The sequence below is a fragment of the Sphingomonas sp. UBA978 genome (genome assembly GCF_002292295.1).
Lineage (GTDB): Bacteria > Pseudomonadota > Alphaproteobacteria > Sphingomonadales > Sphingomonadaceae > Sphingomonas.
The window spans coordinates 1-23,594 of record NZ_DBBS01000006.1 but is presented as its reverse complement, the minus strand read 5'-3'; the positions used below and the strand labels follow the sequence as shown (position 1 = coordinate 23,594).

The window sequence follows — 23,594 nt, the reverse complement described above, 5'->3', positions numbered from 1 at the left end:
GGTGTCGATGTGCTGACGCTAGCCCAATTCTACTTCATCGTGCGGCGCCGCCGCCTTCTGATCCTTCTTTCGACGGTTGCCGGCCTCGTCGCGGCGATCGGATGGAGCGGGCTGACGCCACGACGCTATACGGCGTCCGCGCAGATCCTGGTCAACGTCCGCGCGGTGGAAACCGTCGGGCAGCCGGGCAGCGTCGCCGACCAGCTCGCGCCGGACTATCTCAGCACGCAGACCGACATCATCCGTAGCGAGCGCATCCTGAGCGAAGCCGCCCGGGCGCTCGGGCTCGATCGCGACGGCCCGCGCATCCGGGCGCTCGGCTGGTCGCCCGAGGCGGGGCCGGCCCTGCGATACGCCGTCAAGTTTCTGCGCGGCCATGTCGCGCTCAGTCCCTCGGCCACGTCGCGCATGCTCGATCTGCGCGCGACGGCACCGGACGCGACGCTCGCGGCGGAGATCGCCAACGCGGTTGCCGATGCCTATCGCGACGGAAGCCTCGCGATCCAGTCCGAGCCGGCCCGGCTGGCGATCCGCGGCTATGATCGGCAGGCGACGGAGCTGCGGGCACGCTGGGCTGCGGAGCAAGGGCGGCTCGCCGCGAAACAGCGGGCGCTGGGGGTGACGACCCGCGAGGCGGGCGACGACGCCGAAACCGCCCGCCTCGTCAGCCTGTCGGGGCAACTGGCGGTCGCCGAGGCCGCGCAGGCGACGGCGGCGGCGCGGGCGGACCGCACGGCATTGCCCGATGTCATCGCCAATCCGGTGGTTCAGGATCTGGAGCAGCGTATCGCGGAGGCGGCGGCCAAACGCCAGCAGCTGGCCGCGACGGCCGGCCCCCGCAACGTCGACGTGCGCGAGGTCACCGGTCAGATCGAAGCGCTGCGCGCCCAGCTCGCCGCGCAGCGTGGGCTCATTCGCGACGGTGTGGCGAGTGCAGCGCGACAGGGCGCCAGCAGCGTGGCGACGCTCCGCGCCGCAGTGGCCGATCAAAAGCAGCGGGTTATCGCCGCACAGGGCCATCGCGGCGAGATATCGCTGATCGAGCAGTCGCTTGCGAGCATCCGCCAGACCTACGAGCAGGTCATGCAGAGGCGGGCGCAGCTGAGCGTGCAGGACACGGTCGGCCAGGGCAATGCGATCATGCTGTCCCGCGCGAGACCCCCCGAGACGCCCAGCTGGCCGCGCCCGATCGTGATGGCGGCGATCGGCCTGGTCGCCGGGCTGATGGCCGGGGTGGCAGGCGCGCTCGCCTTCGCCTTCGCACGCGGTCGCCTCGACGCACCCGAGGATATCGAACTCTGGTCGGATGTCCCGTTCGTCGGCGGCATCGGACTGAGTGGAGGGCATCCCGCGCTCGCGGCGCCCCGATCGCTACTCACCTCGCGCTTCGGAGGATCGGCATCATGAACTTCCCACGGCCGAACAGTCCGACCGACAGGGTCGGCGATATTCTGGTGACCCACCGCGCGCTGACCCAGGCGCAGGCGCAGGAGGCCGCCGACTATGCGGAGAGCGCCGGCCTTCGCTTCGGCGAGGCGGCGGTCGCGCTCGGCATGATCGACCAGGACACGCTGCGCGAGACGTTGAACCTGCATTTCGCTCTCTCGCGGACGGCGACGGCCTCCGCCGCGGCCAACCCGCTGCCGGTCGCCCTGTCGACCGCCGCCTCGGCGCATGCAGCGGACTGCCGGGTACTGCGCAATCAACTGGCGTTGCGGCTGAAGCTGCCCCGAAGCAACGCGCCGGCGGTGGCGATCGTCGGGGCGGCGGACGACGCCGGTGGCAGTACCGTCGCGGCACATCTGGCGATCAGCTTTGCCGGGGTGGGCTATCGTACCCTGCTGATCGACGGCGATGTCGAACATCCGCGACAGCAGGAGCTGTTCCACCTCACCAGCGAGGGGGGGCTTGCCAACTACCTGGAGGGCGGCGCCGCCAGTCCGCTGCTGCTGTCCGTGCCCGGCATCGATCACCTGACGGTACTGCCGGCCGGCAGCTCGCTCGTCAGCGCCGGCGACCTGTTCCTGCGCACCCATCTTCATCGGCTCGTCAATGCCGCGCAGCTGATGTTCGACATCATTCTCATCGATGCCCCCCCGGCGGCGCGGGGGCGCGAATATCTTCTGCTCGCGGCGGAATGCGGCAACGCGCTGATCGTCACGCGGGAAGGGCTGACCGAACGCCGCGCGGTGCGCGCGATGGCGGCGGAATGTGCGGAGGCGGGGATCGCGATGATCGGCGCGACGATGGTCGGCCGCAATGTCTGACGAGATCGCGAATGCCGCGCCGGTGATGGACGATGTCCCTCAGGCCCTGCCGGACGGTGGCGAGGCGCCGTTCGGCGGGCGCGACGTGCTCGTCGTCATCCCGACCCTCAACGAGGCCGGAACGCTCGAAAGCGTGGTGCGCCAGCTGGTCGATCCGCATGGTAGCGGACGCCACCGCGTCATCATCGTGATCGCCGACGGGGGCAGTACGGACGGCACGTTCGCACTCGCGCTCGATCTGGCGCGCACGACGCCGTGCATCCGGTTGATGGACAACCCCAACCGGACCCAGGCGGCGGCGATGAACCGCGCCGTCGCGCGGTTCGGGGTGCCCGGCGGGATCGTCGTCCGGTGCGATGCGCATGCCGCCTATCCCCCGGGATTTGTCGATCGGCTGGTCGAGAGCCTCGAGCGCACGGGCGCACATAGCGTGGTGATTCCGATGGACTCGCGCGGGCGCGAATGTTTCGGACGCGCCGTCGCCTGGGTATCGGATACCAAGCTCGGCTCGGGCGGCTCGGCGCACCGTGGCGGGCGCAACAGTGGCTGGGTGGACCATGGCCATCATGCCGCGTTCCTGGTCGACCGCTACCGTGGCAACGACGGTGGATACGACCTGACATTCACGCACAACGAGGATGCGGAATTCGACTGCCGGTTGCGCCGCCGCGGCGGACGGATCTTCCTCGATGCCGATATCCGCATCGATTATTACACGCGGAGCACCGTATCGGGGCTTTGGCGCCAGTATCGCGGCTATGGTCGCGGCCGTTCGCGCACCGCGCGTCGCCATCCCGGTTCGATGCGGGCGCGGCAGCTGGCGGTGCCGACCGTCGTGACGGCGCTGGCGACCTGCCTGATCCTGTCGCCGTTCGAACCTTTGCTGCTGGCGCTGCCGCTGACCTATCTGACTGCGCTGGTCGGGACGTCCGTCCAGCTCGCGCTGCGCCATCGCAGCATGTGCGGGCTGGGCGCGGGGCTGGCCGCGGCGACGATGCACATCGGCTGGGCCGCAGGTTTCGTCGGCGGTCTGGTGACGATCAGGGAACGGGCATGGCTCCCCGTCGGGGCACCGGCGGGCAGTGCCGACAGGCCGCGCGTGGCGCTCGTCGATCCATCCTTGTTTACGGGGCCCTATGACGCCGGACTGGACGAGGGACTGGTGTCGATCGGCGTGCCGACGCTCTGGGCGGTCCGGCCTCTGCGGCGTGGTCAGCAGGGCGATCTCTCGCCGGACCGGTGTCGCCCGTTGTTCTATCGCCACGTGGACGATGCGACATGGGTGCCGCCCCGCCTTCGCCCCGCGCTGAAGGCCGCCGCCCACCTCGTGGGCCTTGCCCGGCTGGTCGCGACGATACGACGCGAGCGTATCGAGATCGTCCACTTCCAGTGGAACGTGCTGCCGATCGTCGATGCGCTGGCCATCCGGATATTACGCCGGCGCGCCGTGGTCGTCGTCACCGTCCACGACGCGACGCCGTTCAACGGCGATCACCTGCCGCTCTTGCAACGTTGGGGGTTCGACCTGCCTGCGCGGCTGGCCCATGCCGTCGTCGTCCACACCTCGCGCGGCAAGGAGACGCTGGCGGCTCGGGGCGTCGCCGCCGATCGGATTGCCATCGTCCCGCATGGGCCGCTGACATTGCGCGCACCCCTCGGCGAAGCTGCGCCGATGGATGTCGCCAGCGATGGGCGCACGACTTTCACCCTGTTCGGCCAGATCAAGCCATACAAGGGAGCGGACCTGCTGATCGAGGCACTGGCGCTGCTCGATCCGGCGCTTCGGTCCGGTGTCCGCGTCATCATCGCGGGCGCCCGTATGATGGACACCAGCGCTCTGGAACAGCGGATCGAGGCACTGGGCCTTGGCGGGACGGTGGAGTGCCGGTTCGGGCGGCTGTCCGAGGCGGAGATGGACAGGTTGTTCAACGAGACACAGGTCTTCGTCTTCCCCTATCGCCAGATCGACGCCAGCGGCACCTATTATCTGATCCGCGACCGGGCACCATGGATCATCGCCTCGCGGGTCGGTGTGTTCGCCGAGGATTTCATCGAGGGCAGCGATGGTCGATCGGTGCCGCCGGGCGATGTCCCGGCACTCGCCGCGGCGATCGCGGAGGCGGCCGGGGGGTGTCCCCGGCGGCCGGCCGGCCCGCGGGGCGTGGGCTGGCCGGCGATCGCCGAGCAGACGCTGCGCGTATACGGGATCGCCGCGGGGCGGGCAGGGCGATGACGGTGCTGCGTCCCATCCCGCGACTGACGCGGATACCGACATGGGAGGCGGGTACCACCCGCCGGGACCGAATGGCGGACACCGTGCCGGCCAGTGTCCGCCTGGCGACCGACGCGCTGTTGGTGACGATATTCCTGCTGCCGCAGTTCGGCATCAACGTCGCCGGAGCCTCCCTGCCGTTCAGCCTGCCGGCGTATCTCGTGCTGACCGGTACGCTCGCGATCGGCAGGCTGATCGCGGTGAATGCGCTGGCGATGATCGCTTATGGGGGGATCGCCGCCGTGGGCCTGGCGAGCCTGACGCTGAATGGAGGACCGTCGACCGCGTCCCTGGCGCTGCTGCTGGTGCTCTACGCGCCCTTCTGCCTCGCCATGAACGACGGGCGGTCGGCCGCCTTCCGAGGGTTCGCGCGGGACCGCTTCATCCTCGCCTGCGTGCTGGTGTCGCTGGTCGGTGTCGTCCAGTTCGTTCTCCAGTTTCTGCCGGGTGCGCGGGGCTTTCTCGATATTCGGACCTTCATTCCCGCCGGGCTGCGGCTGGAGGGAAAGTACAACACCTTCGCCTTCACCGGCGGGTTGTTGCGCTCGAACGGCTTCTTCCTGCTCGAGCCCTCGTCGCTGTCACTCTACGCCGGCCTGGGGCTGGTCGAGGAGATGGTCGGACGAAAGCGGCCATGGATGATCGCCAGCCTCCTGACCGGTATGTTTGTTGCCCTGTCGGGTTCGGGTCTGCTCGTGGTCGGGATCGCACTGCTGGCCTTTGCGATCCGCCGTGGCCCGGTGGCCGTTCTCGTGAGCATGGCGGCGTTGGCGCTACTGCCGATCGTGGGACGATGGGTCGGGCTATCGTTTCTGGTCGATCGTCTGGCCGAGATCGGTTCGCCACGTTCGAGCGGCTATGCGCGCTTCGTCGCCCCGCTCGCACTCGTCGATGAGGGATGGAGCGCGGCGCCCTGGTCGGCTGCGCTCGGCAACGGACCGGGAGCGATCCTCCGGGTCATTCAGAGCCGCATCTCCGCATTCGAGATATTCGATCCGACCTGGGCCAAGATCCTGCTGGAATATGGTGCGATCGGTACCGCCTGCTTCTGCGCGTTTCTGGTCGCGACGATCGGCCGGACATGGGCGCCCGCCGCGACGCGGACCGCCATCGTCTATGCCTGGGCGGCAGCCGGAGGGCTGCTGGTGCAGGCCAATTTCGTGGCGCTGATGCCGTTGCTCGTCACATGGTGGCGGTTCGACGGGCCTGCGTCCTTACCGCGGAGGCACGATTGATGCAGCGACCCCTTAAAATCGGCGTCCTGATCGCCTGTTACAACTACGAACGCTATGTGGGTGCCGCGATCAACAGCGTGTTTGCGCAGACGCGCGCCGCCGACGAGGTCATCGTCGTCGACGACGGCTCGACGGACCGGTCCGCCGCGATCGTGGAGGGGTGGTTCGGAGACCGAGTGAAGCTGATCCGACAGGCTAATGCCGGTCAGACGGTGGCGTTGCGCAACGGGTTCGCGCAGTCCACCGCAGACGTCATCCAGTTTCTGGACGCCGATGATCGGCTGCTGCCTGGCGCGCTGGCGGCTATCGAGCGCGTCTGGCGCGACGGGACGAGCAAGGCGCAGTTCGACCTCGAGGTGATCGACGGCGACGGCCAGCGCCTCGGACGACGTTTCTGCCGGTTTCCGGCCGGATATGACGCGGCCGCAGCGGCGCGCGACTTTGAGCGAACCGGCACCTATCCATGGCCTGTCACGTCGGGCAACGCCTATGCACGCTCGTTCCTGACGCAGGCGATCGGCGAGCCGACCCCCGTCTCGCTGGACGGTGTGCTGAACACGCTGGCGCCGCTCTATGGTACGATCGAGACGATCGTCGAACCGATGGGCGAATATCGCATTCACGGCGCGAACAAGAGTCACGAGGATCAGGGGCGCAGCTTCGCGAAGCCGCAGTTCGCCAGGCGCATCGATATCCGGCGGGCAGAGCTGGCATTGCTGGCGGATCATTGCATCCGGCTGGACCGCCCCGTTCCGCTGCGAGATCCGCTCGACCACGAGATCGCATTCGTGAACTACCGGATGATCGCGCATCGCATCCACAGGCATCGCACGGACTCACGCTCGCCCGGTCGTTTCCACTTCTGGAAAAGGGGGGTGACGCTGGGCCTGCGCGATGGCGGCGGCATCAGGCAGCGCCTGTCGCATGTCGCATGGTTCAGTGCGCTCTTCGTCGCTCCGCAGCGTGTCGTCGGCCTGTTGATCGATGCGCGCTACGGCCGGGCCGTCATAGTAAAGCAGTTGGGGAAGGCGCTCAGATGGCGATGACGGTCAATCGCGGCCTTGCCATGCGGGCGGGGTTGTGGAGCGCGGTCGAATCCGGCGGCCTGTCGCTATTGTCGTTCGCCACGCTCGTGGCCTTTTCGAGGTTGCTGTCACCGGCCGACTTCGGCGTGTTCGCCATCGCGCTGAGCACGATCGAGATTCTTGCCCTCCTGCCCAATATGATGTTTCACGACGCGCTGATCCAACGTCAGGATTGCGAGGCGCGTCACGAGGGAACGGCCAGCTTCCTCAGCCTCGCGATGGCGGTCACGATCTGTGGTGGCTGCTGGCTGGCGGCGCCCTTCTATGCGCAGCTCGTCGACGATCCCCGTGCGGGCATGGTGCTGGCTGCCCTGAGTATCGGCCTGCTGTTCGCCGGGCCGGTGACGCCGATCGTAGCACGGCAGAAGCGTGGGTTCGGCTATCGCCTTTTGGCGATACGCTCGCTGGTGGGGCGACTGCTTGGCGCCGGGCTGGGCGTCGCCGCGGCCCTGGCGGGCGCAGGCGTCTGGAGCCTCGTGATCCAATGGATCGCGATGCAGGTACTGGGTTCGCTGGTCCTCGTCCTCACCGCCGACGTCCGGCCGCGCCCGTGTTTTAATCGGCGGGCGGCGGGCGATCTGCTCCGCTTCGGGGTGCCGGCCTTGGCCGCTCTCTTCGCGACCTATGCAATGCGTCGTGCGCTGATGATTTTCGCCGGCATCCTGCTGGGCGCGCAGGCCACGGGCATGCTGAACCTCGCGTCCCGACTGGTCGATACCTTCTGGTCGGTCGCATGCACCGCCATCTCGCAGGTGGGTCTGTCGACGCTGACTGCGTTGCGGGGCGATCCGTTGCGACAGCGCCATGCCTATCTCCAGGCGGTTCATCTGGCGAGCATGGTGTTCTTTCCGTCATTTGTGGGCATGGCGATCGTCACGCCCGAGCTCATTACCGTATTGTTCGGTGCGCGCTGGATCGAGGCGGCGCCCCTGGCATCCGGGCTCGCGCTGGTGGTGCTCGTGCCGGCGGTGCGGTTGTTCATGCCGGCCTATCTGACCTCCCTGGGCAAGCCGGGGACGTTGCTACGTATCAACGGCATTACGTTCGTCGTCTTCCTGGTCGCGGTGGCGGCTATTCGACCTGTTGGCGGTCTGCTTATGATCGCCATACTGGCCGCTGCGGAATGCCTGACGATCGTCCTGTTCGCCCGTGTTCTGATGCAGCGTGGCGGCATTTCTGCCGTCGACCACCTTCGGGCAATAGCCGGTCCGGCGATTGCCACCTCTATCATGGCGGCGATTGCCCTGCCGGTTCAGTTATGGACCGCCGGGCATGCGTCCGCATGGTTGAGGCTGGTCATCGTCGCCGCAACGGGTGCCTCGGTCTATATTGCTGTTCTCGCAATGACCCAGCCGCGGTTGGCCCAGCAGGCAGCACACTGGTTACGCGCGCGACTGAACGGTCGATCCCCGGAGTTGAGGCCATGACCAATCAAATGTCCGGCGACCAGCCGATGTTGTCGATCATCATTCCCAATTTCAATTATGGACGCTTCATTGGTTCGGCAATACGAAGTGCCTTGGCAGTTCGATGGTCGAGAAAAGAGATCATCGTCGTGGACGATGGTTCTAACGATGAGTCATGGTCGGTCATCTCCAGCTTCGAAGACCAGGGTGTGCTGGCAATTCGTCAGCAGAATGCGGGACAATTGATCGCCTGCCAGCGCGGCTTTGCCCGTTCCCGTGGGGACATGGTTGTGTTCCTCGACTCCGACGATCTGCTTGCGCCGGACATCATGGAACATGTCGCATCGCTTTTTCGCCCGGGCGTCACGAAGGTCCAGGTCCGTATGTTCGTCGTGGATGCCACGGGCATGCCGGGCGGGCCGGATTATCCCCGTTTTCCGCAGGACATTGGCCCCGCCCTGATTCGTGACTGGGTCAAGGAATCCAACGCTTATCCGACCCCCCCGGGGTCCGGAAACATCTATGCGCGCACGTTCCTCGAGCAGATATTGCCGGTGGATCAACCCGTCGATCGCTTCCTCGACAGCTATTGCCTGTCCGCAGCACCGCTCCTCGGCGATATCGAAACCGTTGACGCGCCGTTGGTTGGTTATCGGGTGCACGGTGCGAATGATGGTGCGATGTCTTCTCTCCAGCCCGAGAAGTTCGCGACGGAGTTGCGCCGGGCGCGTTTGCGGACCGACTATGCGAACCGCGTCAGCCCGAATGCCACTTTCGTGCTGCCCGATCCCATCGTCTGCAGCATTCCCGTGCTCGTCCAAAGGGCAAGTTCGTTACGACTGTGTGCGGAAGACCATCCGGTAGCAGGCGATAGCAGGCTGAAGATCGCCGTGGACTTCACGCGAGCGCTGAGCCGGAAACACCATCTCGGCACCCGCGCGGCCTTGTTGATGTGGGCCTGGACGATGGGGATTTTGATCCTGCCGAGGCCGTTGGCCAGACACTTGATCGGGTGGCGGTTCGCTCCGGTAACGCGACCATGGCTTGTTCGTCGGCTGGCATCCTGGGCGTGAAGCGGCGTTACCGATATGCGCTGGTCGGCGCACTGGCAGCGGCCTTGTCGTCGTTCCCCGCAAGGGCCGGCTGGCGAATGGTCTTCGAGGATCGGTTCGACGGCGCCGGTCTCGATCGGTCCCGTTGGGCGACGCGCTACATCTACGACAACGAGCGACTCGACCACCTGAATGACGAGGTCCAACGCTATCGGGATGCGGATACTCATCGCGTGAAGGGCGGAACGCTGTCGCTGATCGCCCGTGCCGATCCCGCCGGGGGCTATCAATCAGGCATGATCCGTTCGCGGCAGACGTTCCTGTACGGCTATTTCGAAGCGCGCGTCAGGTTGCCGCGCGGTCGCGGAATTTGGCCTGCGTTCTGGCTCAACCCCGATCGTGCGCGTGATGGATCGCTGGAATGGCCGCCGGAGATCGACATCTTCGAATATGCGGTCAATGGCGTCGAGGATACCGAGTCGATGCTGCATTCCGGCGTGCACGAGGCCGTCGCCCAACCCGCGACGTGGCATTTCGTCGATCCCGCTTTCGATCGCGCTTCGGGTACCTTTCGCAGCGAGGGCAGGTTGAATGCCGGCTGGCACGTGTTCGGGTTGCTATGGCAGCCGGATCGCATCGTGGTGACGATCGACGGCCGCCGGCTTTACGACCGGTCGTTCCGTTGGCTGAACCGCAAAGGGGCCGTCGCGGCGCCCGCCCATGTCCTGCTGAACTTTGCGGTGGGTGGCAAATGGGCGGGCCGCCACGGCATCGATCGGGCCGCGTTTCCCCAGGCGCTGGAGATCGATTACATTCGTGTGTGCCAGCAAGATGCCGGCGCGATCGCACAATCCTGTGGCGGTACGACGCCGCCTGCGACCCATTCTCCTTCTTAGGGACCGCCGTGATCCGGTGCGACAGTCCGTCAGCGCCTCGATCAGCGCCTTGCAGGGGCTTCCGTTCATACCGCTGTGGATGCGGGCGCGGATCCTGCGCTGGTATGGTGTGTCCTGTCCGCCCGACGTCGCCATCTACGAAGGCGTTTACTTCTCCTCGAACCGCGTCGTTTTCGGTCAGGGATGTTTCGTCAATGCGCGCTGTTTCTTTGAGGCCGGTGCGACGATCACGCTCGGGGATGCCGTGCATGTCGGTCCTGGCACGTCCATCATCAGCAGTACCCGTGCAGGTGGCGGTCACGACCGACGTGCGGGTGCCCTGCAGAAGTTCGACGTCCAGATCGGCGCGGGATGCTGGCTCGGCGCGAACGTAACCGTGCTGCTCGGCGTGCGGATCGGGGACGGCTGCCTCATCGCCGCGGGCGCCGTGGTCACGCGCGACTGCCTGCCCGACGGGCTCTACGCCGGCGTTCCGGCCCGGCGGGTGCGCGATCTGGGCGATGGCCCCGGCCAGCTGGAGACGGATCGGCGGCGCGCAGACTGGTCTGGCTCGATCGGGGGCGGCGACTCGGCGATCGCTCTGTCCGAGGGGCCGGCGACCCGCCTGCCGCCCTACAAAAACCGGATCAGCATCAACAGCAGGCCGGCGATCGACAGCAGCCAGGCGAGGCTGCGCACATAGGCGACGCCGAGGAGGTAGAGCGGGATATAGGCGATGCGCGCGGCGAACCACAGGATCGCGCCGGTCGCGCCCAGACCGCCGGTGCGGTCGGTGACGGCGAGGCCGAGCGCCAGCGCGAGAAAGATCGGGTAGCTTTCCTGGAAGTTCGTCAGCGCGCGGGCGGCGCGCCCGGCCAGCGGACCGAGCGGTGGCTGGTCGCCGTCGCGGGCGCCCGCGTTCCAGCCGAGGCCGCGGTCGCGGGTCGCGGCCTGGCCCTGGATCATGATGTGGGCGAAGCAGAGGACGGTCGATGCGCCCAGCACCAGCAATTCGGTCGGCATGTCCGGCCCCCGGTTCATTGGCTCAGCGCCCCAGCAGGATCGCCAGTTCGTAGAAGGCCGCACCGATCAGTCCGGCGGCGGGCAGGGTGACGACCCAGGCGACGACGATGCGGCTGGCGACGTTCCAGCGCACCGCGCTGAGCCGCCGGGCCGAACCGACGCCGACGATCGCGCCGGTGATGGTGTGGGTGGACGAGACGGGAATGCCGCCCATCGTCGCCATGAACAGCGTGATCGCGCCGCCGGTTTCGGCGCAGAAGCCCTGCGCCGGGGTGAGCCGGGTGATCTTCGATCCCATCGTGTGGACGATCTTCCACCCGCCCGACATCGTCCCGAGCGCCATCGCCGCCTGACACGACAGCACCACCCAGAAGGGCACGTGGAATTCGCCGCCGAGCATGCCCTGCGAATAGAGCAGCACGGCGATGATCCCCATCGTCTTCTGCGCGTCGTTGCCGCCGTGGCCGAGGCTGTAGAGCGCGGCGGAAATCAGCTGCAACTTGCGGAAGCGCTTGTCGACGCCCATCGGCGTCAGCTTTAGCGAACTCCACGCCACCGCGAGCACCAGCAGCAGGGCGAGGACCAGGCCGACGGTGGGGGACAGGAAGATCGCCGCGACGGTCTTGCCGACGCCGACCCAGACGACCGCGGAAAAGCCCGCCTTGGACAGGCCGGCGCCGAGCAGCCCGCCGATCAGCGCATGGCTGGAGCTGGACGGGATGCCGTAGCGCCAGGTGATGACGTTCCACGCGATCGCGCCCATCAGCGCGCCGAAGATCACCTGCGGATCGATGATCTGCGCATCGACGATGCCCTTGCCGACGGTCTGGGCGACGTGAAGGCCGAAGACGGCGAAGGCGATGAAGTTGAAGAATGCGGCCCAGAGCACCGCGTGATGCGGTTTGAGGACGCGGGTGGAGACCACCGTCGCGATCGAATTGGCGGCATCGTGCAGGCCGTTCAGGAAATCGAACAGCAGCGCCACGCCGATCAACGCGACCAGCAGCGTGAAGGAGATGGTCATGGCCTAGGCGTGATCGATCACGAGACCCTGGATCTCGTTCGCGATGTCCTCGAACCGGTCCGCGGTGCGTTCCAGATGGCTGTAGATCTCGCGCTCGACGATGAAGCGCATGGGATTGTCGGGGCCGCACGCCTTGAACAGCGCCTTCAGCCCGCGGGCGTGGCATTCGTCGGCCTGTCCCTCGAGCGACACCAGCCGCGCGGTAAGGTCGTGGAGGCGGCCGGCATTGGCGTCGAGCTTGCGCAGCAGCGGGATCGCCTCCGCGGTCACCCGGGCCGCCTCGACCACGAGATCGACCATCGCGCGCATGTCGGGCGCGAATGCCGTCACCTCGTACAGCGCGATGGTGTTGGCGGTCTGGTTCATCTGGTCGATCGAATCGTCCATGACGCCGATCAGGTCGGTGATCGCGGACCGGTCGAACGGCGTCACGAACACCCGGCGCACGTCCTGCAGCACGTCGCGGGTGATATCGTCGGCCTCATGCTCGCGATCGACGATCTCCGCGATATGCTGTGCGATCGCACCGTCGCCGCTGAACAGCTTCTGCAAGGCGTCGGCGCCCTTGACCAGCGTGGCGGCATGCGCCTCGAACTGATCGAAGAAACGACCTTGCTTCGGCATCAGCGCCTGGAACCAGGCAACCATAAGAGACCTTTCGTTGATGGCGCGGCGCGCATGGGGCCGGGCGGACCGGCGTGCAAGCCGATTCTGCCGGTTGCGCCGGACCGTAGCGGACCGGCCACGCGCTCGCGGCGTTCCGATCCAGGGGAATGGAGACTGACCATGGCGAGCACGCATGACGATAGCATGACTGTGGGCGGCGCGAACAGCGGCGCGGTGGACCACGCCGCCCGAGCGTGACCGCCGGCCCTCTCGACAGCCTCGGACGGGCGGGGCAGGGGACATTCATGTCCTTCGTTCAACAGCTTCGCGCCGCGACCGCCGGCGACCACGACACCGTCGATGCGGCGTTCGGCGGCTTCGCGCTGGACGATGCCGCCGGTTATCGCCGCTTCCTGCTGGCGCATGCCCGCGCATTGCCGGCGGTCGAGGCGGCGCTGGCGACGGCGGCCGACGATGCTTTGCCGGCGTGGCGGCCACGGACTCCCGCGCTGGCCGGCGATCTTCGAGCAATGGATGCGGCGATGCCCGAGCCCTTCGCGTTCGACGCGTCCGACGATGCGGCGCGATGGGGCGCGCTCTATGTGATCGAGGGCTCGCGGCTCGGCGGGCAGTTGCTGGCGCGGACGGTGCCGGCGGGGCTGCCCGCGGCCTATCTGGCGGCGCGGCACCTGCCGGGCGAATGGCGGCGCCTGCTCGCCGCGCTCGATGCACGCGCAGCGGCGTGCGGTGCGGCATGGTGCGAGGCGGCGCTGGCGGGCGCCCGCGCGACCTTCGCGCTCTACGCGCGGGCCGCCGAGGTCTAGGATTCTACCCGACGTCGTCCTCCGGGGGGAAGGCGATGCGGTTCTTGCCGGCGCGCTTGGCGGCATAGAGGGCGGCATCGGCAGCGCGCATCGCCGCGCCGGGATCGTCGCCGAGGCTGGCGACGCCGGCCGAGAAGGTGATGCGGCCGATGCCGTCCCCCGTCGTCTGGTTGACGAGGATGCGTCCGCCCAGCGCCGCACGCGCGCCGTCGAGCAGGTCGAACGCGACCTCCGGCGTGCAATCCTCGAACAGGCAGGCGAATTCCTCGCCGCCATGGCGCGCGACCAGCACCGCGATGCCGAGTTCGTTGGTCAGGTGCCGGGCGACGAGCTTCAGCACGCGGTCGCCCGTGTCGTGGCCGTGGCGATCGTTGATCGCCTTGAAATCGTCGATGTCGCACAGGGCGACGCAATGCGGGGCGGCGCCGTCCTGCGTCGCGGGCAGGGCATGCAGGCGGCGATCGAAGCAGCGGCGGTTGGGCAGGCCGGTCAGGTGATCCTCGTCCGCGGCGCGGCGGGCGTCGTGCAGGTTGCGGCGCAACTGGTTGGTCTCGCGATGCGTTTCCTCCAGCCGGTCGGCGAGCAGGCGGTTGCGCGCGATCGCCTGCGTCGTCAGCGCGAGCAGGCGTTTGACGGTGCCGTCCGGATCGCTGTCGACCGAACCGGCCTCCACCGTCAGCGCCTGTTCGTAGTCGCGCGCGGAGGCATGGCTCTGGCGGAACGTGCATTCGGTTTCGGTCAGCCGCGCCGCCAGCGCGTCCGCCATGTCCGCGATCCGTTCGGGAGAGAGCGGATCGTGCGAGGGCCGGTTGGTCAGCCGGTGCAGGAAGGCCGCGTCGATCGTGCCGCCGGCGAACAGGCGGTCGTCGATCGAGCAGGACAGCGGATGGCTCTCGCGCAGGATGTAGGTGCGGGCGATCTGGTAATGGGCGACGCTCGGTTCCAGCGCATGCCGGTCGAGAAACGCACCGATATCGGCGAACAGCGCGCGATGGCCGTCGCGCTCCGGATCGGCGATCGGCCCGGCGTCGCCGGCATCGGCGATCGCCGCGCCGCCGATCCAGGCGGACAGCCGCGACATGCGCGAACCGATGAACGGCACCGCGGCGCCGCGGCCGTCGTTGCCGTCCCTCGCTGCCATCGCCCCATGCATCGCGCTCGTCCCGCCAATCCCCGTCATGCGGCGGCGATAGCGCAAGGCGATGAAGCTTTCCTTATGACGATGTCGTTCTGCCGAAGAAACGACCCGAACAACACGCCGGCGGAACGGCCGCGAACGTCAGTCTGCGATCGGTGCGGTCATGATCGCGCGCAGGCCCGGATGGTTTTCGCCATATTCGATCGTGCCGTCGAGCCGCTGCACCATCGCGCTCATCATGCGGCTGCCGAAGCCCTCGCCGTCGCCCTTGCCGCGGCCATCGTCGGCGACGATCAGCCGCAGTTTGGCGCCATGCTGTTCGAGCGCGATCGCGATCGGGCCGGGACCGCCGCCATAGGCGTATTTGCTCGCGTTGATGACCAGCTCGGTGAGGATCAGGCCGATGTTCACCGCGCGATCGGTCGGCACGAGGATCGGCGCGAGGTCGAGCCGGATGTGCCGGCCCCATTCCGCGCCCAGCGAGGTGCGCATGTCGGCGACCAGCTCATCGATGTAGCGCGACAGGTCGACGCTCTCGACCTGGTCGTCGCGGTACAGCCGGCGATGGACCAGCGCCACCGCGGCGAGTCGCGCCTGCGCCTCCGCCAGATGATCGGCGACGGTGCCGCCCGCGGTCTTCGCCTGCAGGCGCAGGAACGAGGCGACCAGCTGCAGGCTGTTCTGCACCCGGTGGTTGACCTCCTTCATCAGGACGTCCTTCTGCGCGAGCAGGGCGTCCTTTTCCGCCAGCGTCCGGTTGAGTTCGCGGTTGAGGATGCGGACCTGCAGATGCTGGCGCGCCTCGTGGAAGCGACGGCGCAGGCGGTGCGCGGCCTCGACCTGCTCGAGCGTCCAGCGCCGCGACCGGCCGCGCACCGTCTCCGCATAGCTGCCGAACGAGGCGCGCGGGGTCAGCGTTTCGCCGGGGGCGAGGCCGACCGATTTGTGCGGATTGCCCGCCCAGGCGATCGTCTCGACATGCTCGGCGCGCAGCCATAGCAGCATCGCATTCTCGTCGTGCAGCGGCAGCGCGAGCAGGCCGCTGGCAAGGCCGATGTGATCGCGTGCCTGCGGGAAGAGCGCGGACAGCTCGTGCGTCGCGACCGGTTCGGTGCCGCGGCTGCGCACCCAGCGGGCGATGGCGATCAGCGTGCGCGCATCGGGGCAATGGCCGACCGATTCGACCTGGTTGCCCGCGACCATCGCGAAGCCGTCCGCGTCGAGCATCGCGCGCAGCTCTTCCTTCACCGCGATCACCGCCTCGCGCAGCGGCTCCTCGCTGTTGAGGCGCGGCACGACGCTGTCCTCCGCGGCGCGCAGCGCGATACGCTCGCGATAGGCGGCAGCCTCCTCCTTGGCGCGGATCTGGCGGGCGAGGCCGCTGGCCAGCGTCGCAGCGGCGCTGCGCACGTCGGGCGGCAGCAGGCGCGGGCCGTTGTGGTGGCAGGCGACGAGGCCCCATAACAGGCCGTCCATGACGATCGAGATCGACGCCGACGCGCCGACGCCCATGTTGCGCAGATACTGGAGGTGGATCGGCGAGACGTGCCGCAAGGCGACGTCGCTGAGATCGCAGGCGTCGAAGCCCGCCGGGCGCAGCGGGGCGGGGACATAGTCGAGCTGCGGGATCGCGCGCGCGCGGTTGCGGACGTACAGGGCGCGCGCCTGTTTCGGAATGTCCGAGGCGGGGAAATGGTGGTTGCGGAAGGTGTGGAGCGCGGGGTCGCGATCCTCCGCGACGACGCGGCCGGCATCGTCGTCGAGGAAGCGATAGATCATCACCCGGTCGAACCCGGTCAGCGTGCGGAAGGCGACGGCGGCGCGATCGAACAGCGTCTGCGTGTCCATCGCGCGTTCGAAGGTGCCGGCCGCCGCGTCGAGCCAGGCGAGCATCGCGGTGGCGGTCATCGGCTCGCTGACGATCGGTTCCAGTTCGACCAGCAGGCGCCCGCCGCTGCGATGCACGGTCGCGACGAAACGTTCGTCGATCCCCGCGACCGGCTCCGGAACCGGTGCGGTCGGCCCGACCGCGGCCTGCAGCGCGCGATCCACGTCCTGCCCGAGCAGCGCGGCGAGCGGGCGGTCGAGCCAGTCGGGCGACAGCCGCGCCTCGATGTCGCCGGCTCCCGCGATCACGCGATGCGTGTCCGCGGCGTCGGCGATGAGCAGCAGGCCGTGCGGCTGGATGGCTCCCGGAATGTGGATCGGCTCGCGGTCGCATGCGGTCAGGTCGAGCGTCGGGTCGGTCGTCGTCGGTATCGCCATCGTCACTCTTGATAGTGGTTGCGGCAAGCATGGGCCGGGCAGACCCGCATTACAATCGGGTGCTGACTGATCTCGATCAACCCGCGGTGGCGGAACGGGTCGGCCGGCCACGGGTTGGGCGACGGGTGCACTTGCCGAACCATGGCGTGCGGGCCTAGCAGCGTGCCGACGACTATCGCGTTCGCGGACGCATCCGGGGGATCATGATAAGGCTGTTTCACGTCAGCGACGTTCATTTCGGTGCGGAAGATCCGGAGGCGATCGCCTGGTTCGGCGAGCGGGTCGCGGCGGAGCGGCCCGATGCCGTCATCATGACCGGCGACCTGACGATGCGGGCGACGCGGGACGAATTCCAGCGCGGCGGCGACTGGCTGCGCAGCCTGGGCGTGCCGGTGACGTTGGAGGTCGGCAACCACGACATTCCCTATTACTGGGACCCGTTCCGCCGTCTGTTCGCGCCCTATCAGCGCTATGCCGCGGTCGAGCGGATGATCGAGCGCGAACTCGACCTGCCCGGGGTGACGATCGTGCCGCTCAAGACGACGGCGCGCGCGCAATGGCGGTGGAACTGGTCGAAGGGGCGGGTCAGCCCGGGGTCGCTGCGCCGCGCGCTCGCGATGATCGAACAGGCGCCGCCGGGGCGGCTGATCTTCGTCGCCGCGCACCATCCGCTGATCGAGGGCGGGACCAGGGGGACGGCGAAGACCCGCCACGGCGACGGCGCGCTGACCGCGCTGGCGCAGGCGGGGGCGCATGCGGTGCTCTCCGGCCATGTCCACGACCCGTTCGACGTACCGGTCGAGCGCGAGGGGCGGACGGTGCGGATGATCGGCGCCGGCACCCTGTCGAAGCGGGTGCGCAACTCGCCGCCGGCGTTCAACGAGATCCGCATCCGCGACGGCCGGTTCGACACGATCGCGCGGACGATGGACGAAGTCCGGGGCGAAGAGGCAGCGCGCCGTCCGATCAGCGAGGATGCCGCGCACCCGCACGTGTGACGCAATGTCCCCCGTTCCACCCGGGGACGCTGGCCGCCTACAGGTCCTTTCACATTTTCTCTTGCGACATTAAGACGATAGCGAGCGGTCGCAACGGGGTGTGAGATCATGAAGCTGAACCTGCATCCGGACGCGGCCGCGCTGGACATCGTCCGGGTGCATGTCGTCGACGAGGATGGGGCGGCATTCCGGCGGATATCCGACGCGCTGACGCGGCAGGCGTTCGTCGTGCAGTCGTGGCCGTCGGTGGCCGACTTCACGGAGAGGTGCGACATGGCGGAGGCGGGCTGCGTCGTGATCGACCCGTTCGTGGGGGACGTCGACGTGGCGGGCCTGCAGGAGCGGCTGGCCAGCCCGGCGATCGGCATGCCCTGCGTGATCGCGACGGCCTGTGCCGACATGGAAACCGCGGTGGCGGCGATGCGGCGCGGGGCGATCGACGTCATGCCCAAGCCGATCGACGAAGGCCGGCTGTACGAGGCGATGGGCGTCGCCCGCTATCGCCTGAAGCAGGCGCAGCGCCGGGCCGCGACGATGCGCCGGGTGCAGGCCGCGCTCGACCTGCTGAGCAGCCGCGAGCGCGAGGTGCTCGAGGGCCTGACCCGCGGCTGGTCGAACAAGGAAATCGCGCGCCGCCTCGCCATCTCCGCCCGCACGGTCGAGATCCATCGCGCCAACGTGATGGACAAGCTCGACGCTCAATCCCTGTCGCAGGCGCTGCGGATCGCCTTCATCGCGCAGGTGTGCAGCATGGTGAACCCGGCGCTGCACGTCGACTGAGCGCCGCGCGCGCGGATCAGTGCAGCAGCGGCATGCCCGACCAGAACGGCGCGCCGGCCGGGTCGCTAATCGCCGTCATCGCCTCCGCGATCCGGATCGCGGTCAGGTCGAGACCGATCCGGTCGGCGATGCCGATGGCTTCGTCGAGTAGCGCTTCCAGCCGCTGCAATGTCGCCGCGTCACGATGAACAGGCTGCAATTCCGGGCCCATAGCCGCTATCGCTTTCCATGAAGTTTCGACCTCCGGCCTATATTATTATGGCCATCATTAATATACGTTATAGTCCGTAATGGATGCTGAAAATTGCAATCAGCAAAGCGCAAAACGCTGTTTCGCCGCGACTATATAGCCGCTCGTGACGGCGGCGGAGGTTAGCCGACCGACCCGCGGCGAGTCGAGGGCCGGCGCGGACATGCGCCGCTACCGCCACCGATCGCGGTGACGTCAACCCGATTCGCCCGACTCGCTGTGCCAGCCGGCGGTGTGCCACCGGTCCGCCCCGGCAGGCGCGAAGGAAGGCGTTGGGGGAGTCGCCCGGTCACGCCATCGGCAGCGTAAAGCGCGCCTTCGCCAGCCGATCGGGAGCGTCGGGCTGGAAAGCGGGCACGCCGATCGCGTCGGCACCGTCCCGTCACCGCCCGCGCCGCACGCCTCCGACCGCGCGCAAAAAGAAACCGCCGCCCGGTTGCCCGGACGGCGGCTCCTTCATGCGATCAGGCGGCAGCCCGAACGCAGGATCACTCCTGGTTCAGATACTCGCCAGCAGCGGCATCGCTGCCGTCGCCCGAGGGCGTGACCTCGGCGAGCGGGTCGGGACCCGTGCCGCTGTCCTCGCGCTTCGACCGCTGCGCCTCGGCGGCGCGGAGTTCCGCGGCCGATGCCGGCGCGACGATCGCCGCGGCCAGCGAACGCTGCTGCGCACGGAGCGCCGCGTCGCGCGACGAGGCCGCGACGCGCAGGCGGTTCATGCCCGCACCCGTGCCCGCCGGGATCAGGCGACCGACGATCACGTTCTCCTTCAGGCCCATCAGCGTGTCCTGCTTGCCCTGGACCGCCGCCTCGGTGAGGACGCGGGTGGTCTCCTGGAACGACGCGGCCGAGATGAAGCTGCGGGTCTGCAGCGACGCCTTGGTGATGCCGAGCAGGACGGGCTTGCCGTGCGCGGGGGCTTCGTTCGCGCCCAGCTTCTCGTTGGTCGCGTCCATTTCCTCGCGATCGACCTGCTCGCCCTTCAGCAGCGTGGTGTCGCCGCCGTCGGTGATCTCGACCTTCTGCAGCATCTGACGAACGATCGTCTCGATGTGCTTGTCGTTGATCTTCACGCCCTGCAGTCGATAGACTTCCTGGATTTCGCTGACGAGATATTCGGCCAGCGGCTCGATCCCCATCGTCTCCAGGATGTCGTGCGGGTTCGGCGAACCGCCGATCAGGTTGTCGCCACGCTTGACGTAGTCGCCTTCCTGAACGTCGATCACCTTCGACTTCGGCACCAGATATTCGACGACGTCGCCGCCGTCCTCCGGCTGGATGCCGATCTTGCGCTTCGCCTTATAGTCCTTGCCGAACACGACCCGGCCGGAAACCTTGGCGATGATCGCCGCTTCCTTGGGGATGCGCGCCTCGAACAGTTCGGCGACGCGCGGCAGACCGCCGGTGATGTCGCGGGTCTTCGCGCTTTCGCGCGACACACGCGCCAGCACGTCGCCGGCCTGGACCTGCGCATTGTCGTCGACCGACAGCACCGCGCCGGTGGTCAGCATGTAGCGGGCCGCCTCGCCGTCCTCGGTCGTGGTGAGGGTCAGGCGCGGACGCAGATCCTCCTTCGACTTGGACGAGGTGCGATATTCGATGACGACGCGCTGGGCGATACCGGTCGCTTCGTCGGTCTGCTCGGTGAGCGTCTTGCCCTCGGTCAGATCGACATACTTCACGATACCCGAGTTCTCCGTAATCACCGGCATGGTGAACGGGTCCCACTCGGCCATGCGATCGCCCTTCGACAGCACGTGGCCGTCGTCGAACATCACATAGGCGCCGTACGGGATGCGGTGCGTCGACAACTCGCGGCCGTCCATGTCGACGATCGCGATCTCGCCCGAACGCGACAGCGTCACGCGGCGGCCACGCTGATCGACGATCAGGCGCAGGTCGCGGAACTCCGCCTTGCCGTCCACCGGCGCTTCCAGGTTCGACTGCTCGTTGAGCTGCGCCGCGCCGCCGATGTGGAAGGTACGCATCGTCAGCTGCGTGCCCGGCTCGCCGATCGACTGCGCCGCGATCACGCCGACCGCCTCGCCGATGTTGACCGGCGTACCGCGGGCGAGATCGCGCCCGTAGCACTTGCCGCAGACGCCGATCTTGCTCTCGCAGACCAGCGGCGAGCGGATCTTCATCCCCTGGATGCCGATCTTCTCGATCTGCGCGATCATCGGCTCGTCCAGCAGCGTGCCGGTCGGGATGAGGACCGCGTTGGTCTTCGGATCGACCACGTCCTCCGCCGTCGTGCGGCCGAGGATGCGCTCGCCGAGCGAGGCGATGGTCGAACCGCCCTGCACGATCGCCTTCATCTCCAGCGCGCGCTCGGTCCCGCAATCCTCCTCGACGATGACGCAATCCTGCGACACGTCGACGAGGCGGCGGGTGAGGTAGCCCGAGTTCGCCGTCTTCAACGCCGTATCCGCAAGGCCCTTGCGGGCGCCGTGGGTGGAGTTGAAATATTCGAGGACGGTCAGGCCCTCCTTGAAGTTCGAGATGATCGGCGTTTCGATGATCTCGCCCGACGGCTTCGCCATCAGCCCGCGCATGCCGGCGAGCTGCTTGATCTGCGCCTGCGAACCACGGGCACCGGAGTGCGCCATCATGTAGATCGAGTTGATGTCCTTCTCGCGGCCCTTGTTGGGACCGTCTTCGTAATGACGGACCGCCTTGATCTCGTTCATCATCGAGTTCGCGACCTGATCGCCGCAACGCGACCACGCGTCGATCACCTTGTTGTACTTCTCCTGCTGCGTAATCAGGCCGTCCTGATACTGCTGCTCGAAGTCCTTCACCTGATCGCGCGTCTCATCGACCAGCTTGTCCTTGTCCGGCGCGATAATCATGTCGTCCTTGCCGAACGAGATGCCGGCGCGGAACGCGTGACGGAAGCCCAGCGCCATGATCGCGTCGGCGAACAGCACGGTCTCCTTCTGGCCGGTGTGACGATAGACCTCGTCGATCACGTCGCCCACGTCCTTCTTGGTGAGCAGGCGGTTGACGGTCTCGAACGGCACCTTGTGGCTGTGCGGCAGGGTTTCACCCAGCAGCATGCGGCCCGGCGTCGTCTCGTAGCGCTTGAGGTACTGCTTGCCGTCCTCGTCGGTCTGCGGAACGCGGCTGATGATCTTGGTGTGCAGCGTCACCGCCTGCGCGTTGAGCGCCTGATGCACCTCGGCCATGTCGCCGAGCAGCATGCCTTCGCCCGGCTCGCCTTCCTTCATCATCGACAGATAATAGAGGCCCAGCACCATGTCCTGCGACGGCACGATGATCGGCTTGCCGTTCGCGGGGCTCAGGATGTTGTTGGTCGACATCATCAGGACGCGCGCTTCCAGCTGCGCCTCGAGGCTCAGCGGAACGTGGACGGCCATCTGGTCGCCGTCGAAGTCGGCGTTGAACGCCGAGCAGACCAGCGGGTGCAGCTGGATCGCCTTGCCCTCGATCAGCACCGGCTCGAACGCCTGGATGCCGAGACGGTGGAGCGTCGGTGCGCGGTTCAGCATCACCGGATGCTCGCGGATCACCTCGTCCAGGATGTCCCAGACTTCCTTGCGCTCCTTCTCGACCCACTTCTTCGCCTGCTTGAGCGTCATGCTCAGGCCCTTGGCGTCGAGGCGCGCGTAGATGAACGGCTTGAACAGCTCGAGCGCCATCTTCTTCGGCAGACCGCACTGGTGCAGCTTGAGTTCCGGACCGGTCACGATGACCGAACGGCCGGAATAGTCGACGCGCTTGCCGAGCAGGTTCTGGCGGAAGCGGCCCTGCTTGCCCTTGAGCATGTCGGACAGCGACTTCAGCGGACGCTTGTTGGCGCCCGTGATCGTGCGGCCGCGACGGCCGTTGTCGAACAGCGCGTCGACCGCCTCCTGCAGCATGCGCTTTTCGTTGCGGACGATGATGTCCGGCGCGCGCAGTTCCATCAGCCGCTTGAGGCGGTTGTTGCGGTTGATGACGCGGCGATACAGGTCGTTGAGATCCGACGTCGCGAAGCGACCGCCGTCCAGCGGCACCAGCGGACGCAGCTCGGGCGGGATGACCGGCACGACCTCGAGGATCATCCACTCCGGACGGTTGCCCGATTCGAGGAAGCTCTCGACGACCTTCAGCCGCTTGATGATCTTCTTGGGCTTCAGCTCCGACTTGGTCGTCGCCAGCTCTTCGAGCAGCGCGACCTTCTCGCCTTCGAGGTCGAGGCTTTCGAGCATGATGCGCACGGCCTCGGCGCCGATGCCGGCCGAGAAGGCGTCCTCACCGTACTGGTCCTGCGCCTCGAGGAGCTCGTCCTCGGTCATCAGCTGGAACTTCTCGAGCGGGGTCAGGCCCGGCTCGATGACGATATACGCCTCGAAATACAGCACGCGCTCAAGCTGCTTGAGCTGCATGTCGAGCAGCAGGCCGATGCGGCTCGGCAGCGACTTCAGGAACCAGATGTGCGCGACCGGGGCGGCGAGCTCGATATGGCCCATCCGCTCGCGGCGGACCTTC

At 67.6% G+C, this 23,594-nt stretch carries 18 protein-coding genes and 1 pseudogene; 12 read left to right on the top strand and 7 right to left on the bottom strand.

The features are described 5' to 3' along the window. Nucleotides 1–9 precede the first annotated feature (9 nt). The 9 genes from B2515_RS03135 (at nt 10) to B2515_RS03095 (ending at nt 10,895) form a co-directional block, all read left to right on the top strand. Nucleotides 10–1,407, top strand: a complete 1,398-nt coding sequence (locus tag B2515_RS03135) for a GumC family protein (protein ID WP_293873580.1) — start codon at nt 10–12, stop codon at nt 1,405–1,407. After that, nucleotides 1,404–2,267 (top strand): CpsD/CapB family tyrosine-protein kinase, encoded by an 864-nt coding sequence (locus tag B2515_RS03130; RefSeq protein WP_293873578.1) that lies wholly within the window; start codon nt 1,404–1,406, stop codon nt 2,265–2,267. The genes B2515_RS03135 and B2515_RS03130 overlap by 4 nt, the downstream gene beginning before the upstream one ends. Continuing rightward, a complete protein-coding gene (locus tag B2515_RS03125) occupies nt 2,260–4,500 on the top strand; it encodes a glycosyltransferase (RefSeq protein ID WP_293873575.1) in 2,241 nt (746 codons plus the stop codon). The genes B2515_RS03130 and B2515_RS03125 overlap by 8 nt, the downstream gene beginning before the upstream one ends. After that, nucleotides 4,497–5,774: a hypothetical protein gene (locus tag B2515_RS03120; protein WP_293873572.1), complete on the top strand. Its 1,278-nt coding sequence runs from the start codon at nt 4,497–4,499 to the stop codon at nt 5,772–5,774. Before B2515_RS03125 ends, B2515_RS03120 begins: the two co-directional genes overlap by 4 nt. Then, nucleotides 5,774–6,820: a glycosyltransferase family 2 protein gene (locus B2515_RS03115; protein ID WP_293873570.1), complete on the top strand. Its 1,047-nt coding sequence runs from the start codon at nt 5,774–5,776 to the stop codon at nt 6,818–6,820. Before B2515_RS03120 ends, B2515_RS03115 begins: the two co-directional genes overlap by 1 nt. Then, nucleotides 6,811–8,286, top strand: coding sequence for an oligosaccharide flippase family protein (locus tag B2515_RS03110; protein ID WP_293873568.1), 1,476 nt, complete (start codon nt 6,811–6,813; stop codon nt 8,284–8,286). The genes B2515_RS03115 and B2515_RS03110 overlap by 10 nt, the downstream gene beginning before the upstream one ends. Beyond that, nucleotides 8,283–9,338, top strand: a complete 1,056-nt coding sequence (locus B2515_RS03105; RefSeq protein ID WP_293873566.1) for a glycosyltransferase family 2 protein — start codon at nt 8,283–8,285, stop codon at nt 9,336–9,338. Before B2515_RS03110 ends, B2515_RS03105 begins: the two co-directional genes overlap by 4 nt. After that, nucleotides 9,335–10,213, top strand: a complete 879-nt coding sequence (locus tag B2515_RS03100; protein ID WP_293873564.1) for a glycoside hydrolase family 16 protein — start codon at nt 9,335–9,337, stop codon at nt 10,211–10,213. The genes B2515_RS03105 and B2515_RS03100 overlap by 4 nt, the downstream gene beginning before the upstream one ends. A 79-nt stretch (nt 10,214–10,292) precedes the next feature. Then, entirely contained in the window at nt 10,293–10,895 is a 603-nt protein-coding gene (locus B2515_RS03095) for an acyltransferase (protein WP_293873562.1), read from the top strand. Here the strand turns inward: B2515_RS03095 and B2515_RS03090 are convergent. The 3 genes and pseudogenes from B2515_RS03090 to B2515_RS03080 all read right to left on the bottom strand — a co-directional run. Beyond that, nucleotides 10,826–11,215 carry an MAPEG family protein gene (locus B2515_RS03090; RefSeq protein ID WP_293873560.1) on the bottom strand — a complete coding sequence of 130 codons (390 nt, stop codon included), beginning with the start codon at nt 11,213–11,215 and terminating at the stop codon, nt 10,826–10,828. The genes B2515_RS03095 and B2515_RS03090 overlap by 70 nt on opposite strands. A gap of 22 nt (nt 11,216–11,237) precedes the next feature. After that, nucleotides 11,238–12,239 (bottom strand): inorganic phosphate transporter, encoded by a 1,002-nt coding sequence (locus B2515_RS03085; RefSeq protein ID WP_293873558.1) that lies wholly within the window; start codon nt 12,237–12,239, stop codon nt 11,238–11,240. A 3-nt stretch (nt 12,240–12,242) separates the two neighbouring features. Next, nucleotides 12,243–12,902 (bottom strand): annotated as a pseudogene (locus B2515_RS03080) (DUF47 domain-containing protein); the annotation flags it as partial. Between the two features lie 248 nt (nt 12,903–13,150). On the opposite strand from B2515_RS03080, the gene B2515_RS03075 reads away from it, so the two are divergent. Further along, on the top strand, nt 13,151–13,669 hold the full coding sequence (locus B2515_RS03075; RefSeq protein ID WP_293873554.1) for a biliverdin-producing heme oxygenase: 519 nt from the start codon (nt 13,151–13,153) through the stop codon (nt 13,667–13,669). Nucleotides 13,670–13,673: 4 nt separating this feature from the next. Here the strand turns inward: B2515_RS03075 and B2515_RS03070 are convergent, their stop codons facing one another. Both B2515_RS03070 and B2515_RS03065 read right to left on the bottom strand, forming a co-directional pair. Further along, nucleotides 13,674–14,849 (bottom strand): sensor domain-containing diguanylate cyclase, encoded by a 1,176-nt coding sequence (locus tag B2515_RS03070; protein ID WP_293873551.1) that lies wholly within the window; start codon nt 14,847–14,849, stop codon nt 13,674–13,676. Between the two features lie 99 nt (nt 14,850–14,948). Next, complete coding sequence (locus B2515_RS03065) at nt 14,949–17,072, bottom strand: histidine kinase dimerization/phosphoacceptor domain -containing protein (RefSeq protein ID WP_293873548.1); 2,124 nt, start codon at nt 17,070–17,072, stop codon at nt 14,949–14,951. 203 nt (nt 17,073–17,275) lie between these two features. Here B2515_RS03065 and B2515_RS03060 point away from each other — a divergent pair, with 203 nt between their 5' ends. Together B2515_RS03060 and B2515_RS03055 are read left to right on the top strand one after the other, a co-directional pair. Beyond that, entirely contained in the window at nt 17,276–18,070 is a 795-nt protein-coding gene (locus tag B2515_RS03060; protein WP_293873545.1) for a metallophosphoesterase family protein, read from the top strand. Between the two features lie 108 nt (nt 18,071–18,178). Then, nucleotides 18,179–18,850, top strand: coding sequence for a response regulator transcription factor (locus B2515_RS03055; protein WP_293873542.1), 672 nt, complete (start codon nt 18,179–18,181; stop codon nt 18,848–18,850). A gap of 16 nt (nt 18,851–18,866) precedes the next feature. Here the strand turns inward: B2515_RS03055 and B2515_RS03050 are convergent, their stop codons facing one another. After that, nucleotides 18,867–19,049 carry a hypothetical protein gene (locus B2515_RS03050; RefSeq protein ID WP_293873540.1) on the bottom strand — a complete coding sequence of 61 codons (183 nt, stop codon included), beginning with the start codon at nt 19,047–19,049 and terminating at the stop codon, nt 18,867–18,869. 539 nt (nt 19,050–19,588) lie between these two features. Then, nucleotides 19,589–23,594, bottom strand: a 4,006-nt coding sequence (gene rpoC, locus B2515_RS03045) for a DNA-directed RNA polymerase subunit beta' (protein WP_293873538.1), incomplete at its 5' end; no start/stop codon positions are given.